The organism is Chimaeribacter californicus, from assembly GCF_002858675.1.
GTDB lineage: Bacteria > Pseudomonadota > Gammaproteobacteria > Enterobacterales > Enterobacteriaceae > Chimaeribacter > Chimaeribacter californicus.
This window is the reverse complement of sequence record NZ_PJZF01000017.1, coordinates 1-15,604: the sequence shown is the minus strand read 5'-3', so window position 1 is coordinate 15,604 and position 15,604 is coordinate 1. Positions and strand designations below refer to the sequence as shown.

The following is a 15,604-nucleotide window of genomic DNA, read 5'->3' as shown; positions in this document are numbered from 1 at the left end:
GCGGTTCCTCTCTGGGGAAGGCCGCCCTTTTTACGCTACACTGCTTACCCTGCTATTTTTCCATGCTTACCAGCGGGAAAACGCAGGCGAATTGACGTGCTGATTACGGCCATTGTGGACCAGAGAACCTGCCATGCTGAAAGAGAATTTTAATGAGTTGCTGACCTTTTTAATGGTGGCGCGGGAAAAAAGCTTCACCAAAGCGGCGGCGAAACTCGGGGTTTCCCAGTCCTCCCTGAGCCATTCAATAAAAGCCCTGGAAGCGCGCCTGAATATGCGGTTGCTGACCAGAACCACCCGCAGTGTGGCACCGACAGAAATTGGCGAGCGGCTGATCGCCTGCCTGGAACCGCGCCTGGCTGACCTGGAACAGGAACTGGCGTCTGTTATCCAGTTAAACGGCATCGCGGCCGGGAATATCCGCCTGTCTGCGGGGGAACACGCCGCCCGCAGTGTGCTCTGGCCAAAACTGAAACCGTTTCTGCTGGCATACCCGCAAATCAACGTCGAGCTGGAAGTTGATAATGGGTTTGTGAATATTGTGGATGGGCGTTTCGATGCGGGTATCCGGCTGGGGGAGAGCATCCATAAAGATATGGTCGCTGTCCGGATCGGGCCGGATATGCGCATGGCAGTGGTGGGCGCGCCGGGCTATTTAGCCGTAAACGGTGTTCCTGAAACGCCGCATGATCTGCAGCACCACCGCTGCATTAATATGCGCCTCCCCACCGCCGGTGGCCTGTACCATTGGGAGTTTGAGAAAGAGGGCAAACCGCTGCGCGTCCGGGTGGAGGGGCAACTGACCTTTAACCTGCTATCCGAGCGGATGGACGCGGTGCTCTCCGGGTTTGGGCTGGCCTGCGTGCCGGAAGACATGGTACAGAACGAGATAAAATCCGGGGCGCTGGTTCAGGTGCTGGCGGCATGGTGCCCGGCGTTTCCGGGCTATTACCTCTACTACCCCAGCAGAAAACAGCACCCGCCGGCGTTTGCCCTGATGATTGAGGCGCTGCGCTATACGGAGTAACGTCACCTCAACGGTGACGTCAGAGGAATGCTCCAGAGTGTCAGGCGTTCATGTCATTGAGCGTGACTAGGGTATCGGTTGGGAGGCACAAATCACCTGCTTGCTCATCATGCTTTTTCCTTCTGCGCCGCAAAGCTTGCCTTGTACTTTTCAGCAGGCAGTTGTTGACGGCTTTGGCGCCAGGCAACCAGGGTGATGAGCAGGCTGATGGCTGCCAGCGCAGCCGCCGCTAACGGCACAGCGCGAATGCCAAAGCCCAGATCAAGTACCGAGCCACCTATCCACGCCCCTAACCCGTTCCCCAGATTAAAGGCGGAGACGTTAACCGACAGCGCCAGCGTCGGTGCGGCGATAGCCAGGGACTGAATACGCGCCTGCAACGAGGGAATAATTGAGAAGCCGACCGCGCCAAACAGGAACACCGTGACGGCAGAAAGCACAGGGATAATGCTGGCCGCCCAGAACAGGACGAGCACAATCACCAGACTACTCAACACTGTGGTGACGCCGCGCATAACATGTTTATCGGCAAGCCGGCCACCTGCGAAGTTGCCCATAATGGCACCGATGCCGAACACAATAAGCAGGCCTGAAATCGCTGACGGGCTAAAATGACTGACGTCCATTAACAGCGGCACGATGTAAGTAGAGGCCGTGAATACCGCCCCTTGTGCCAGTACCGTGGTGATGACCGCAAAGACAAGCGTTGGGTTCGTCAGGGCATTCAGCTCGCGACGCATCGCGCCGGGTTTTGATTGCCCGGCTTGGGGTAACTTGGCAGGCATAAACAGGGCGATTAATGCGACGGAAATAACGGCAATCATCACAATCGCCACGAAGGTCGCACGCCATCCCAGATTCTGGCCAATGAAAGTTCCCAGCGGCCCGCCCAACGCATTCGCCAGATTAAAGCCCAGGGCAATTTTAGCCATGGCCGAGCCTTGTTTATCCGGCGGAGACAACGTCACGGCAAGACTAAAGGCAACCGCGACAAAGGTTCCGTGGCTGATTGACGTTAAAATGCGGGCGGCCATCAGCATCTGATAATCAGTGGCCAGCACTGCCCAGACATTGCCGAGAATAAACGGCACCATCAGCCCCAGCACCAGGGTCTTGCGGGGTACGCGTGACGTCAGCAATGTGACGAATGGGCCGATAATCGTGACCCCCAGCGCATACCCTGTAACAAGCAGCCCCGCCTCCGGCAGCGATACCGAAAGGTCTGAGGCCACGACAGGCAATAACCCGGAAATAATAATCTCGGCCGTGCCGAGGCAAAAAACCCCCAGCATCAGCGCAAATAGCGTGACAGACATAGTTTCCTCCTTAATAAAGCAAACGTATTAAACAAAATAATTTATTGCAGCATTTATTAATTCCGGATTATTGTTTACCCGGTAAAATAGCTGCACGATGTGTTATGGCTTATAATAAATTCGTATAACGCATAAAGTCGTCATGGTGCGTTATTAATCCATCCTAAGTGACAGATAAATTCTGCGTCAGGGCCCGGCTGTTTCCTGCCTTAACGCCACCGCTACTTTACATTAACTTATGATGTAGAATAACCTGCCAACAGTTCCGGACTCTGTTGCCAAATTTGGCAGCAATCCATTTTCTGAGGTGGTAGAAATGATCGATTCTCTCTCTGCAATTTCTGTGTTCGTGAAGGTTGCACAGGTGGGAAGCTTTGTGTCAGCGGGGCGGGCGTTAGGGCTGAGTGCCTCTGCAGTGGGCAAGCGTGTGACCAGCCTTGAAAGCAATGTAGGCGCGCAGCTCTTACAGCGGAATACCCGAAAGATTTCATTGACGTATGAAGGGGAACGTTTTTTAAGCCATGCACTGCGCATACTTGAAGAGGTTGATCATATTCAAAATGCGATGCTTGCCTCAACAGAAAGCCCTGTCGGGCGATTAAAAATCAGCGTAGCGCCTATTCCCCATCTGTTTAGCGAAAGATTTAATGATTTTTTGGAACAACACCGGGAAATTGAGGTGGAGTTTGACTTCTCTGACAGATTTGTTGATCTGGTCGGGGAAAATTATGACGCGGCGTTACGGGTGGGTAACGATCCTGATGGAAATTTGCGCTCATATTATATCGGGGATATTCATAGCGTGCTGGTTGCCAGCCCAGGCTATTTAACACGCTGTGGTTATCCTGAAAAAACCGATGACCTGCTGTCACACGCATTGATTCATTACCGCTCAAGAAATTCAGGCATGATCCAGGCATGGCCTTTGCCTAATATAAAATCCTTACATCTTCCCCAAACGATTATATGCAATGACATCGACACGCGAATTGATTTAGCACTGAATGGAAATGGTATTGCTTACCTGCCTTTGGTCTCGATTAAACACCATCTCCGCTCAGGGCAGCTTTGCGAAGTGCTCAGTGAGCATCTTATTGATGCGGGTGCGCCTCTTTATGTGGTGTGGCCTTACGCTCACCGTTATTCAATGCGCCAAAGGCTATTGATTGATTATCTCAAGCAAATGAAGATTTAGCCGTCTCAATTTTGCCCTGATGATTGAGGCGCTGCGCTACACGGAGTAACGTCACCTCAGCGGTGACGTCAGAGGAGTGCGCCGGAGTGCTTCTCAGGAAAAGTCCCAGTTAAAAATAATCAGGTCACAATGCCGGCAATGGAATTTATATACGCCCTGATCGCCACCCGGCTGATAGCCTTTCATAAAATGATCCCAGCTTTCCGCATCCTGCTCATAATCGCGCATCCATTTCTGCCGGGTAGGCTCACTGGCATCGGCAACATCCTGCGCGGACGCATCGCCATGATAAACACAGGCATCCTTGCAATGCGCTGCCCAGCCTTGATCCTGCCAGGAACTGTAACCTGGGGTCTGTTCACAAACGGTGGTGATAATTGCCTCCTCCAGCGACTCATCATAAATGTCGTTAAAGCTGGCCGCATATTTCTCAGCCGCACTGCCGTCATGAATACACCAGGGGCAAAGCGTAATCTCGCCCTCTTCGACAGAGTAAACCGGGCCGTTATACTGGTAAGGGCTCTCTTTCTGGCAGCAATCACACATGATGCTGTTTTTCAGAAACACGGTTCCGGCATAATCATCTGTAATATAGATGAATTTCGGTAAACTTTTTTCCATCACTATCTCCCTGTTATTTCACGATAATGTAGCATCAAATAAACCGTTCAGGGAGCCTGCCCATACTGCCGACGTTAAGATTATCAGGCACACTATTGTGGATGCGTTCCGGGCGGGTTAACCCTTGCCAATAAGCCCACAGGAAGCCGCGTTTCCAGCCACTTTTCCTGACATGAACCCCTTGTAGTTTAATAAAACGTATTTTCACGGCGATTATCGCCGTGAATTACCCTCTTTCTGAACCGGTGTGCCGCCCCCTGCGGCGCTGTTGCTGCCGGCAAGCTGCCTGAAAGGTGAACCTGTTAAAGGGCTTGCCTGCCCCTTCTCGCTTTTGATACCCTGTCCGGCTGGAGTTTTTTCAGCAGTCCAAAAAGGAAAGATTATGGCCTGCTCTCGCCGACACCGCCCCTTTACTGCCCTTTCCCGCCGCCAACGTCGCCGGAAAGTCTTTGCCCTCAAGCAGTTGATTCACCGTGAACGTGCCCGCTGCGGCGGCCTGTTTTATGATGCCTGCGATATTGATTATCACCGCCAACATCCTGAGCACCGCCGGCACTGGAGCGATATCTATTTCACCGGCCGCGATCCTGCCGTGCTGTGGAACGCTGAAATTATTACCGCCCAACTGGCGCGGGAAGATCTTATTTCAGAGCGGGTATTTGACGAGGCGTATCAGCAATTGAGCGAGGCGGAGCGCCTGATTGAATTCCGCTTTGAAACCCGCCCCGATTACAACAGCCACGGCAAACTGGTAAGCCACACATTAATCCACCGGGAAAAGCCGCGTTACGCCCGCTTTAACGGCCTGACCTTCAATGAATACACAGAACAACGCGAAGCCGAAATATTGAATACCCAACCGCCGGCCGTCTATTGCGGCTATAAACGCCTGCCGGGGTATGCCTACGGCATTGGGCTGCGGATGGTGGTCGAAGCACAGGCGTTAAGTGTGGAGGTGATTAACGCCGCGATTGAAGATTTCAAAGCGCGCGGCGAAAGGGCATGGCATTCCCCTGAACCGGTCAGCATTACTCTCTGAGCCACACGCTTCTGACGAGGGATCATCATGTTCATCTGCCGGGCAGCCGGGATGATTTCCCGACGAGTATTGATATGTCCCTCTTCCGCTACACCCTTTCCACTACACTTAAGGCTTTATCATCTCATTGACCCTGAACATACAGATCTGGGGAATCGCCATAATGCTTAAAAATGTCCGCTTATCCGCCCCTTCCCGCCCGGTTTCTGCCCTGTTGCTGGTCGCCGCCTCTTTGCTGTTCAGTACCGCCCAGGCAGCAGACAGCAGCCTGTTCCGTGCTTTAGCCCCCGATACCGCCGATCTTACCCAGTATCGCTGGCAACATCGCCCGGTAGTGCTCTTTGCGCCGTCAGCCACTGACGCCCACTATCTTCAGCAGATAGAGATGCTGAAAGATCATCAGGATGCACTGGCCGAGCGGGATATCATCGTGTTCAGTGATACGTCCCCGGCTGATAAAGGGCAATTGCGTTCACAACTCCAGCCCAAAGGCTTTGAAATGGTGCTCGTAGGGAAAGATGGCGGAATGAAGCTGCGTGAAACTACCCCGTTGAGTGCGGAAGCCCTGCTCTCCACCATCGACCGGATGCCGATGCGCCAGGCTAAAACAGACTGAGGTTCAGGCTTTACAAAGCCTCGGCGCACGGGCAGCCGTGCGCCGAGGCGTTTAAATACGTACCGGTAAGTCTTTCAGTAACTTATCAAGCGTGATGGGGTAATCCCTCACCCGCACACCGGTGGCGTTGTAAACGGCATTGGCAATCGCCGCACTGACGCCACACAGGCCCAGCTCGCCCACCCCTTTCGCTTTCATGGGAGAGGAAACCGGGTCAGTCTCTTCAAGGAAAATCACCTCCTGCACGGGAATGTCCGCATGCACCGGGACTTCATACGCGGCCAGGTCGTGGTTGACGAAATACCCCAGCCGCGTATCCACCGCCAGCGCCTCCATCAGTGCCGCGCCCACGCCCATGGTCATGGCCCCGATCACCTGGCTGCGTGCCGTTTTCGGGTTGAGGATCCGGCCTGCCGCGCAAACCGCCAGCATTCGCCGGATACGCACCTCGCCGGTGTCCATATCGACACCCACTTCAACAAAATGCCCGGCGAAGGTGGATTGCTGAAATTTTTTACTCAACTCGCCGAACTCGATAGTGTCTTCAACGGTAATCTTCCCTTCCTGGGCCGCTTCCGCGAGCCTGACGCTGCGGCCCCCGGCGCGAACCTGTTCATCAGCAAAAACCGCCTCGGAGGGAGTGAAGCCGAACTTTTTCACCACCGTTTCGCGCAGCCTGACGCAGGCCGCGTAAACACCCGCTGTTGAACTGTTGGCGCCCCATTGGCCGCCGGAACCGGCAGAAGCAGGAAAATCGGAATCCCCCAGCCGCACCACGACCTTGTCCAAAGGTACGCCCATCATTTCTGCCGCCGTCTGGGCAATGATGGTGTAGCTGCCTGTGCCGATATCCGTCATATCGGTTTCCACCGTCACGATGCCGTGGGCGTCAAGATGCACCCGTGCGCCGGATTTCATCACCAGGTTGTTGCGAAAGCCGGCCGCCACGCCCATGCCTGTCAGCCAGCGCCCGTCCCGGGTCTGGGCCGGGTGCGCAGTGCGGCGGCTCCAGCCAAATTTTTCCGCGCCGGTACGCAAACACTCAATCAGCTGGCGCTGTGAAAAAGGGCGGTCAGGATGGGCAGGATCAACCTGGGTATCATTCAGGATGCGGAATTCCACCGGGTCCATGCCCAGCTTTTCGGCCATTTCATCCATCGCAATTTCCAGCGCCATCAGCCCCGGGGCCTCGCCGGGCGCGCGCATCGCATTGCCTTCCGGCAGATCCAGCCTGGCCAGCCGCAGCCCGGTCAGGCGGTTGGCACCGGCATAGAGTAATTCAGTTTGCTGGACGGCCGTCTCCGGCTTGCCCTCGGGCAGATTGCCTGACCAGCTCTCATGCGCGATCGCGGTAATATGCCCGGCCTGATCCGCGCCGATGCGGATGTGCTGAATGGTCGCCGGGCGGTGCGTGGTGTTGTTGGGGATAAAGGGCCGGGGCAACGCGATTTTTACCGGCCTTTTCGCCGCCCGCGCACCGAGCGCGGCCAGTACGGCGTCACTGCGCAGGAACAACTTACTGCCGAAGCCGCCACCGACATAGGGTGACACAATACGCACGTTGTCGGCAGGCAGGTTAAGCGTTTTCGCCAGTTCGTTCCGGCACCAGTTTACCATCTGGTTAGAGGTCCAGACGGTGACCTTATCCCCTTCCCAGACGGCCATGGACGCATGCGGCTCCATCGCCATATGGCTCTGGTCAGGCGTGGTGTAGACAGCATCAAGCTGCACCGGCGCGGCGGCGAAGGCGGCCGCAAAATCGCCGGTTTTTTTGTCCGGCTCATTCTCCTCCGCTTTTGCAGAAGGCTTCTCCCGGGCGAGATCCCAGGCCCCGCGGTCGCGGCGATAATGCACCTGGATCAGGGCCGCTGCCGCGCGGGCCTGTTCGAACGTCCCGGCGACCACCAGCGCAACCGCCTGATGGTAATGCTGGATATCGGGGCCACCCAGCAGGGCGGCGGCGTTCATATCGCCTTTACCCAGGCGGCCCGCATTGTCCGCGGTCACAATGGCAAGTACGCCGGGCGCGCGCCGGGCAGCCTCAGACTCGATAGCCTGGATCCGGCCTTTGGCAATAGCGGAACCGACCACGTAGCCATAGGCGACATCCGGTACCTGGTCATGCCATTCATAGGCGTAATGGGCGGTGCCTGTGGTTTTCAGCGGCCCGTCGATGCGGTCATGAGGGCGGCCCACCACGTTAAGCTGGTCGATGGGGTTGTCATTGGCCGGGTTATCAAATTTCATGTTATGCCCTCGCTTCCGTCAACACAGAGGCGAGCATCCGCTTCGCCAGGATCAACTTGAACTCGTTTTCATGCGTGGGTTGCGCCTCCGCAAACAGCCGGTCGTACGCCGCCTGCGCGCCCTTTTTCAGCTCGGCGTCGGCGGCTTCCGATCGCCAGGGTTTGTGCGCCACACCGCCCAACGCCACGCGGCCGCTGCCGTCCTGCTGCACCACTGCGGCCACCGAGACCAGGGCAAACGCGTAAGAGGCGCGATCGCGCACTTTCCGGTAGATATGTGTGCCGCCAAGCGGGCGCGGCAGCGTCACGGCGGTAATCAGCTCGCCGGGCGACAACACCGTCTCCAGATGCGGCGTCGTGCCGGGAGCGCGGTAAAAATCCGCAACCGGAATGTTGCGCGCACGCCCATCCGGGTTCACCGTTTCGATAACGGCGTCCAGCAGGCGCATACCGACGGCCATATCACTGGGATGCGTGGCGATGCAGGCGTTGCTTGCGCCCACGACCGCATGCTGGCGGCTGAACCCCTCCAGCGCCGCGCAACCGCTGCCGGGCAGCCGCTTGTTGCAGGGCTGGTTGGTATCGTAGAAGTAAGGGCAACGCGTACGCTGAAGCAGGTTGCCCGCCGTCGTGGCCTTATTCCGCAACTGGCCGGATGCCCCGGCAAGCAATGCCCGTGACAGTACGGCATAATCGCGGCGGATACGCGGGTCGGCCGCCAGATCGGTGTTACGTACCAGCGCGCCAATCCGCAGCCCGCCGTCAGCCGTCGGCTCGATGTTATCCAGCGCCAGGCCGTTGACGTCGATCAAATGGGTCGGGGTCTCTATCTCCAGCTTCATCAAATCAAGCAGGTTGGTGCCGCCTGCAATGAACTTTGACCCTGGTGTGCGCAGCGCGCTTGCCGCCGCGTCGGCGGGCGTGGTGACGCGTTCATAGGTAAAGGCCTTCATGATTCCTTACTCCCGGCGACGTCCTCAATTGCGGCAAGGATGTTGGAATAGGCCCCGCAGCGGCAGATATTGCCGCTCATGCGCTCCCGGATTTCATCAGCCGTGAGAGGCGGAGGCGAAACCAGATCGCGTGTGACGTGGCTGGGGATGCCCATTTCGATCTCTTTAAGTACCGCTACCGATGAGCAAATCTGGCCGGGGGTGCAATAACCGCACTGATAACCGTCATGCTTTACAAACGCGGCCTGCATGGGGTGCAGCTTTTCCGGTGTGCCCAGCCCTTCAATGGTGGTGATCTCCGCATCCTGATGCATCACCGCCAGGGTCAGGCAGGAATTGATCCGGCGTCCGTCCACGATCACCGTACAGGCACCGCATTGGCCATGGTCACACCCTTTTTTGGTGCCGGTAAGGTGCAGGTTTTCGCGCAGTGCATCCAGCAGCGTGGTGCGCGTATCGACGTTCAGCTGCCGCTTTTCGCCGTTGACGTTCATCGTCAGGTCAGACATGGCAGGCGACGGGGTGACGGGGAGTTCACGGGCGCTGAGCACTGTGGAAGAGGAGACCGCCGCTACCGCCACCGTGGCTGACCCCGCCTTCAGCAGCGTGCGTCTCGTCAGGTGGAAACCGCCCTGCCCGCCCTCTTTTTTGCTGCCGTTACCTCCCTCATCGTGATGTTCCTTATTAACCTTCTTATCGTGGTTGCTCATGCCAGATCTCCGGAATGCTGAAAGGTTAACCAGGGAACAGTCGACGCTTTCTGTGATGACCAGGGGGAATATTCAGTACCAACTTTTGACTATAGCCGTTCCTGACACCTTTTTTAGCCGGTGAAACGGAATGCTGTTATGAGCTCTATTCATTAATCGGGCAGTGCGGGGTGTTTTTGCTGCGGTGGTACCCAGGGCTGTATTACTGGCATTTAAGGCGTTTCGGCGCTGATTTAGTTACACTATTTTGGCGATATTCCTAAAATTCAGCATGCCGGAATAATAAATGGCGGCGGCATCCTGTGTGAAAGCCGGAAAAACGAGGATGAGAAAGTGATCTTAATCACATTTTTATAGCAATGAATCTTGCTTGCACGAAGATATTGATATGTATACCGTTTTTCTCAAAATACGTGGTTTGATACAACCTCTTTTTTTATGAAGTATAAGCCGGATTTCGCATATCAATAATCGGCTCGCTTTTTATATCTCCGATTAATAATTTTCTGCTGAAAAATTTAAGAACAGGATAGTCAATAAGATGGTCTGTGATAGCCAGCATGTATTGTTGAAAGCATTAAGTGCAGAAGCTGAAAAAACATCCCCCTTCCTGAATACTGCCGATATCACGTCGGACATGCGATAGGCCTTAAACCCTATGAATTTCCCATTCTGAGCCCGCCGGACGAAAACGTTATCGAAGGGGGATGGTGTTATCTGTTGAAACCCCCTACTACGAGTTTGGCATTGGCGCGTTGCACATTGAGGAGCCTTTATTCGTGGGAGCATCCGGCAACCGGTTTTTAACCTCTCACCCTGTTCCTGAATTACACATTCTGTAAAGGAAGGAAAATGAGCCGTTACTTTTAACATGATAGCCGAGGCAGCAACGCGGTCTCTGAAAGTAACGGACGATGTATATTGTGTTCTGCTTTTTATAAAGGAAGACGTAAATTATGCGGGCAGCTGTTTTTTGCGGATCGGCTCATGGAACTGATCCCGCTTTTATTAAAGAAACTGAGCGCTTAATTCAGGCAATGGCTGACAAGAATGTCAACCTGGTTTACGGCGGAGGCCGTGTTGGCCTTATGGGAACGCTGGCTGATGCGGCCCTCTCATCGGGTATGCATGTTATTGGGGTTATGCCCCAATCCCTGGTCAACCATGAGCTGGCTCATCGCGGTGTCAGCGAACTGAAAGTCGTCAAGGATATGCATGAACGTAAGTCAACCATGGCTGAAAATGCAGATTTCTTTATTGCGCTTCCCGGAGGTGCCGGCACTCTGGAAGAGATATTTGAAGCATGGACATGGGCGCAGCTGGGCCTGCATAACAAGGCCTGCGCCTTCTTCAACGTGAATGGGTATTTTGATTCCCTGTTTACCTTCTTTGAACGCATGATCGATGACGGATTCATGAAGAAGGCTTATTCAGACATGCTTATTGTTTCCGATGATCCTGATGAGCTTATTGAAAAGGCGCTGTCATACACGCCCCCGCCACCGAAGTGGGTGCGCTGATACTGTCATCGCCTTTTGGGAAAGAACAGCGTCGGTCTGAAAACCTCATCCGGCGTCCCTCTGCTGCGCGATAAAGATATCCGGTGGCATCTGTAAATCACCGGGCAGCCTGACCACCTTGGCGTTGCGGTACAATCCTCAACTTACTCCAGTATGCAGGCCATAAAGATGTTGGCCTGCATACTGTTTTCAATTCCCGGCTTTTCACTTACCGGCTTTCATTTAGCGGCCAACCCTGGCCTGCAAGGCGGCAGGGTAACGCTCCCCGACAATCTTCACCGTGTCGAGCGCCTGGATAATCTGGTGCAGATCGGCCTGCGTGAGCGTGAGCTCCGCCGCGCCCAGGTTCTCCTCCAGACGATGCAGCTTCGTAGTGCCGGGGATCGGCACAATCCACGGTTTTTGCGCCAGCAGCCAGGCCAGGGCAATCTGCGCCGGGGTCACACCTTTCCCGGCGGCCAGCTCGGTCAGCAAGGCCACCAGCGCGTTATTGGCTTCACGCGCCTCTGCGGCAAAGCGCGGCACTTTGCTGCGGAAATCATCTTCACCGAACGTCGTACCGGCGTTGATTGCCCCGGTTAAAAACCCTTTGCCTAACGGGCTGAACGGCACAAAGCCAATCCCCAGCTCTTCCAGCAGCGGTAAGATCGCCTGCTCCGGCTCACGCCACCACATCGAGTATTCACTTTGCAGCGCCGCCACCGGTTGCACGGCATGTGCGCGGCGGATGGTCTGCACGCCCGCTTCTGACAGGCCGAAGTGTTTGACTTTCCCTTGTGCAATCAGATCCTTAACGGTACCCGCCACCTCTTCAATCGGCACCTCCGGATCTACGCGGTGCTGATACAGCAGGTCAATCACGTCCGTGTTGAGCCGGCGCAGCGATCCTTCCACCGCGTCGAGGATATGCTCCGGTCGGCTGTTTAAAATCTGCTGCTTGTTATCCTCTCCAAAGGTAAACCCGAATTTGGTGGCGATAACCACCCGGTCGCGGAACGGTTTTAAGGCTTCGCCCACCACCTCTTCATTAAGGTAGGGGCCATAGACTTCGGCCGTATCGAAAAACGTCACGCCACGCTCAACGGCAGCGCGGATCAGTTCAACTGCCTGGCGGGGGTCGGTGGCCGGGCCATAGCCGTGGCTCAGCCCCATGCAGCCCAGCCCCAGGGCGGAGACTTCCAGGCCGGATTTTCCGAGAAAACGTGTTTGCATTGATAATTTCCTCACAAGTGGCGGGTTACACATCGAGTTCGCGGCCGGTCAGCCACTCCACCATCGCCGGGTCACGGTGGGAGAAGAAGGCGCTGGTGGCAGTGTCGAGCGCGGTGATGTGCATCATCTCGCTGTCGCTGAGCCCGAAATCCAGAATAGTGATGTTCTCTTCCATCCGCGTTTTACGTACCGATTTCGCCAGCGAGACGATGCCGCGTTGGTAAAGCCAGCGCAGCACCACCTGCCCCACGCTTTTGTGGTGTTTTTCACCGATGGCGGCAAGCAGCGGATGCCGGAACAGGCCGTTGCGGCCCTCCGCAAACGGCGCCCATGCCTCCGGCTGGATGCCCTTGCTCATCATCCACGGCACAGCGTGCAGCTGCTGATGGAACGGGTTCACTTCAATCTGGTTGACGGCCGGGGCCACCTTATTAAAGGCCATCAGGTCAGCCAGCCTGTCCGGGTGGAAGTTACTGACGCCGATGGCGCGGATTTTCCCGGCCTGCTGTAATTCTTCCATCGCCCGCCATGCGCCATGCACGTCGCCGTAGGGCTGGTGGATCAGATAAAGATCGACATAATCGAGCTGGAGCCGGTTCAGGGAGCGCTCAAACTGCGCTTTCGCCCCGTCATAGCTTGTGTCCTGCAACCAGAGTTTGGTGGTGATAAACAGCTCACTCCGCGCCAGGCCGCTCTGCTTAAGCGCATTGCCGACCTGCGTTTCATTCTGGTAGGAGGCGGCGGTGTCGATCAGGCGATAGCCTGTTTCAAGGGCGTCGAGCACGGCGCGCTCGCACTCGGCGGCCTCCGTCATCTGGAAGACCCCAAAGCCCAGCAGGGGCATTTCAACCCCGTTGTTCAGTGTGACTGTTTGCATGACATTACCTTTCAGCTGTTGTGTGTGAAAAGCATAACGCAGCATGACCTATCCGATTAGAGGGGGTAATTCGCTAAGGTTAATTAGCTGGATTCATTAATCGGGCGACAGGCGCATCCACATCCGAATAGACCTGCACCGCGTCCGGGAGGCGCTGGCCACGCACGGTTATCGCCTCCAGCGCGGTGGTCAGTCCGGCCATTTCGGCGGGCGTAAAGTGCAGGGCAGCGGCCGCGGTGTTTTGCAACATATGGTCGCGGTTGGTGGTGCCCGGGATCGGCACAATCCAGGGTTTGCGGGCCAGCAGCCACGCCAGCGCAACCTGGCCCGGTGCGGCATTTTTCCGCGCTGCCCAGGTTTTCAGTAATGCGACGATCTGGAGGTTATGCGGCAGGTTTTCAGGTGAGAACCGGGATTCGAGGGCGCGGATATCACCGGGCGCAAACCGGGTTTTCTCATCGATCCACCCGGTCAAAAACTGCACGCCCAGCGGGCTCCATGGCACAAACCCGATCCCCAGCGCGTCGCATACCGGCAGCACATGCTGTTCCGGCCCGCGCCACAGCATTGAGTATTCACTCTGCACGGCGGTGACCGGCAGCGTCGCATGGGCACGTTTCAGGGTATTGATGCCCATCTCCGACAATCCCCAGTGCAGGACTTTGCCCTCGTCCATCAGCGTCTTTACCGCCCCGGCCATCAGCAGTTTGCGGCGTGCCGGCATCGCCGGGGGAGGGTCAGGGGGAAACGTGTCTGGCTGACGACTCATCATGGATTCCTTTTTCTTAACCAACAGAATGTGCATACAACACGGCAACCGTGAAGATGGCCGCGAGGATGCCGCTCATCGAAAAGAAGAGGCTCATCGTAAAGGGAACCGTCCCGCAGATAATCCCCCGGCAGCGCATAGGCGCTATGAAGAGGACTCATTAGTCTGATTCTGGTTCTCAGCGGGGCCGTTATCCCCTAAGCTGGGCAGGTGAATTCACTATTAGGCAAACGCGATGAAAGATAAAAAGATGATTTCAATCGATCAGTTTACGGCTGACGAGCGGCTGACGGTGGATGAAACGGTCAGGGATCTGGTGCAAAAGCATCTCCTGCGAACCGGTAAGGCACCCGACAGCAAGAAAGAGAAAGAGTTGATTGCCGAAGCCAGGGAAACCGTGATGGCCGCGAAGCTGGCGAAAGAGAAAGCGAAGGCGGTGAAGAAGCCGGTACGCAAGAAAAAACCCTCCGCGCTGACGGCGAGTGAAGTCGGTGATTTTAACTGGTCGGCCTCGGTGGAGCGCGGCAAACGGTAAGCCAACACAGCGTGAAGCCCGGCAAGCCGGGCTTCACAGGCATCTGGCTTAATCACTCACCGGGCTCAGGCTTTGCCGCCTGCAATCGGTGACAGCACAATCACCTCGGAGCTGGTCAGGTATTGCGGCAGCGCCTCGAACAGCGCCGTGATGTGCGGGGCCTCAATGTGCTTTTGCAGCAGTTCGCGGCTGGCCCACTCTTCCGTCCATACAAAGCGGCGCGGGTTCTCTGTGTCGCGGTTTAACTGATAGGCAATGCACCCTTCTTCAGCCAGCGTGGTCTCAATCACGCCACGGAACAGCGCTTCCACCGTCTCTTCTGCGCCAACGTTAACTTCAAAAATGGCAACAACAGGTACTGTCATAGGGGTCTCCTCTGGTTAACAATACGTCCAAAATCAATAAAAACGCCCCTACAGTAAAGCAGCATCCGGCTATCGGTGCTTATCTTATTGAGCTTGCATGGCTGCCAGTGTTTTTGCTGAGAGTAATGAATGAAGGGATAGATGGCAGCGGATACGTCCAGCGAGGGTTGGCTCCCGGCAAGATACACTACACCCTTTGGGCGGGGTCTTACGCGCACACAGGTAACGTAAACAGGACAAGGTCAGTCACTTGACACTCCCCTCCCTGAAGGAAGGGGATTCTTGTTTCGCTGAGTCGAACCTAAGCCGCATTAAGCGGTTTAGGATTTACAGACTTTCCACAAGCTAACACGGTCAGCCCGACCGCTTTTATATTCTTCGCGGCGTTTATGTCACGATCATGGTCAGCCCCGCACTCAGGGCAGATCCACGCACGAACGTTAAGCGCCATTTTCGACATGGTGTAGCCGCAACAGTAACAGCGTTTTGAGGACGGGAAAAACGGGTCAATGGCAACCACCGACCGCCCCGCCCATTCGCCCTTATATGCAAGCTGGCGCACAAATTCACCCCAGCTCGCGTCTGCTATCGCTTTGGACAGCG

16 protein-coding genes are annotated in these 15,604 nt (G+C 55.9%); 6 read left to right on the top strand and 10 right to left on the bottom strand.

Translation table 11 applies throughout. The annotated features are described in order from the left end of the window. Nucleotides 1-133 precede the first annotated feature (133 nt). Complete coding sequence (locus CYR55_RS17005) at nt 134-1,027, top strand: LysR family transcriptional regulator (RefSeq protein ID WP_101817553.1); 894 nt, start codon at nt 134-136, stop codon at nt 1,025-1,027. A 107-nt stretch (nt 1,028-1,134) separates the two neighbouring features. Here the strand turns inward: CYR55_RS17005 and CYR55_RS17000 are convergent, their stop codons facing one another. Next, nucleotides 1,135-2,343: an MFS transporter gene (locus CYR55_RS17000; protein WP_101817552.1), complete on the bottom strand. Its 1,209-nt coding sequence runs from the start codon at nt 2,341-2,343 to the stop codon at nt 1,135-1,137. Between the two features lie 316 nt (nt 2,344-2,659). Between CYR55_RS17000 and CYR55_RS16995 the strand changes: the two genes are divergently transcribed. Beyond that, the gene (locus CYR55_RS16995) at nt 2,660-3,538 is read left to right on the top strand and encodes a LysR family transcriptional regulator (RefSeq protein WP_101817551.1); all 879 of its coding nucleotides are present in this window, start codon (nt 2,660-2,662) and stop codon (nt 3,536-3,538) included. Nucleotides 3,539-3,631: 93 nt separating this feature from the next. Here CYR55_RS16995 and CYR55_RS16990 read toward each other — a convergent pair whose 3' ends face one another. Further along, entirely contained in the window at nt 3,632-4,159 is a 528-nt protein-coding gene (locus CYR55_RS16990; protein WP_101817550.1) for a CbrC family protein, read from the bottom strand. Between the two features lie 382 nt (nt 4,160-4,541). On the opposite strand from CYR55_RS16990, the gene CYR55_RS16985 reads away from it, so the two are divergent. Both CYR55_RS16985 and CYR55_RS16980 read left to right on the top strand, forming a co-directional pair. After that, a complete protein-coding gene (locus CYR55_RS16985) occupies nt 4,542-5,198 on the top strand; it encodes a hypothetical protein (protein ID WP_101817549.1) in 657 nt (218 codons plus the stop codon). 163 nt (nt 5,199-5,361) lie between these two features. Further along, on the top strand, nt 5,362-5,814 hold the full coding sequence (locus CYR55_RS16980) for a DUF4174 domain-containing protein (RefSeq protein WP_101817548.1): 453 nt from the start codon (nt 5,362-5,364) through the stop codon (nt 5,812-5,814). Nucleotides 5,815-5,865: 51 nt separating this feature from the next. Here the strand turns inward: CYR55_RS16980 and paoC are convergent, their stop codons facing one another. The 3 genes from paoC to paoA are packed head-to-tail and all read right to left on the bottom strand — an operon-like array spanning nt 5,866 to nt 9,723. Continuing rightward, nucleotides 5,866-8,061, bottom strand: a complete 2,196-nt coding sequence (gene paoC, locus CYR55_RS16975) for an aldehyde oxidoreductase molybdenum-binding subunit PaoC (protein ID WP_101817547.1) — start codon at nt 8,059-8,061, stop codon at nt 5,866-5,868. A 1-nt stretch (nt 8,062) separates the two neighbouring features. Next, nucleotides 8,063-9,013, bottom strand: a complete 951-nt coding sequence (locus tag CYR55_RS16970; protein WP_101817546.1) for an FAD binding domain-containing protein — start codon at nt 9,011-9,013, stop codon at nt 8,063-8,065. Further along, nucleotides 9,010-9,723, bottom strand: coding sequence for an aldehyde dehydrogenase iron-sulfur subunit PaoA (gene paoA / locus CYR55_RS16965; RefSeq protein WP_101817545.1), 714 nt, complete (start codon nt 9,721-9,723; stop codon nt 9,010-9,012). Before paoA ends, CYR55_RS16970 begins: the two co-directional genes overlap by 4 nt. A 953-nt stretch (nt 9,724-10,676) precedes the next feature. Between paoA and CYR55_RS16955 the strand changes: the two genes are divergently transcribed. Then, complete coding sequence (locus tag CYR55_RS16955) at nt 10,677-11,243, top strand: LOG family protein (RefSeq protein ID WP_101817544.1); 567 nt, start codon at nt 10,677-10,679, stop codon at nt 11,241-11,243. A 222-nt stretch (nt 11,244-11,465) separates the two neighbouring features. Here the strand turns inward: CYR55_RS16955 and CYR55_RS16950 are convergent, their stop codons facing one another. The 3 genes from CYR55_RS16950 to CYR55_RS16940 form a co-directional block, all read right to left on the bottom strand. Next, on the bottom strand, nt 11,466-12,455 hold the full coding sequence (locus CYR55_RS16950; RefSeq protein WP_101817543.1) for an aldo/keto reductase: 990 nt from the start codon (nt 12,453-12,455) through the stop codon (nt 11,466-11,468). Nucleotides 12,456-12,480: 25 nt separating this feature from the next. Beyond that, a complete protein-coding gene (locus tag CYR55_RS16945) occupies nt 12,481-13,332 on the bottom strand; it encodes an aldo/keto reductase (RefSeq protein WP_101817632.1) in 852 nt (283 codons plus the stop codon). A 79-nt stretch (nt 13,333-13,411) separates the two neighbouring features. Next, nucleotides 13,412-14,101, bottom strand: coding sequence for an aldo/keto reductase (locus CYR55_RS16940; RefSeq protein WP_241522171.1), 690 nt, complete (start codon nt 14,099-14,101; stop codon nt 13,412-13,414). Nucleotides 14,102-14,336: 235 nt separating this feature from the next. Here CYR55_RS16940 and CYR55_RS16935 point away from each other — a divergent pair, with 235 nt between their 5' ends. Then, entirely contained in the window at nt 14,337-14,636 is a 300-nt protein-coding gene (locus CYR55_RS16935; protein ID WP_101817542.1) for a hypothetical protein, read from the top strand. A gap of 65 nt (nt 14,637-14,701) precedes the next feature. Here CYR55_RS16935 and CYR55_RS16930 read toward each other — a convergent pair whose 3' ends face one another. After that, nucleotides 14,702-15,001 (bottom strand): putative quinol monooxygenase, encoded by a 300-nt coding sequence (locus tag CYR55_RS16930; RefSeq protein WP_101817541.1) that lies wholly within the window; start codon nt 14,999-15,001, stop codon nt 14,702-14,704. Nucleotides 15,002-15,302: 301 nt separating this feature from the next. Beyond that, nucleotides 15,303-15,604: RNA-guided endonuclease TnpB family protein (locus CYR55_RS16925; protein WP_146000997.1), on the bottom strand; the 302-nt coding region annotated here is incomplete at its 5' end.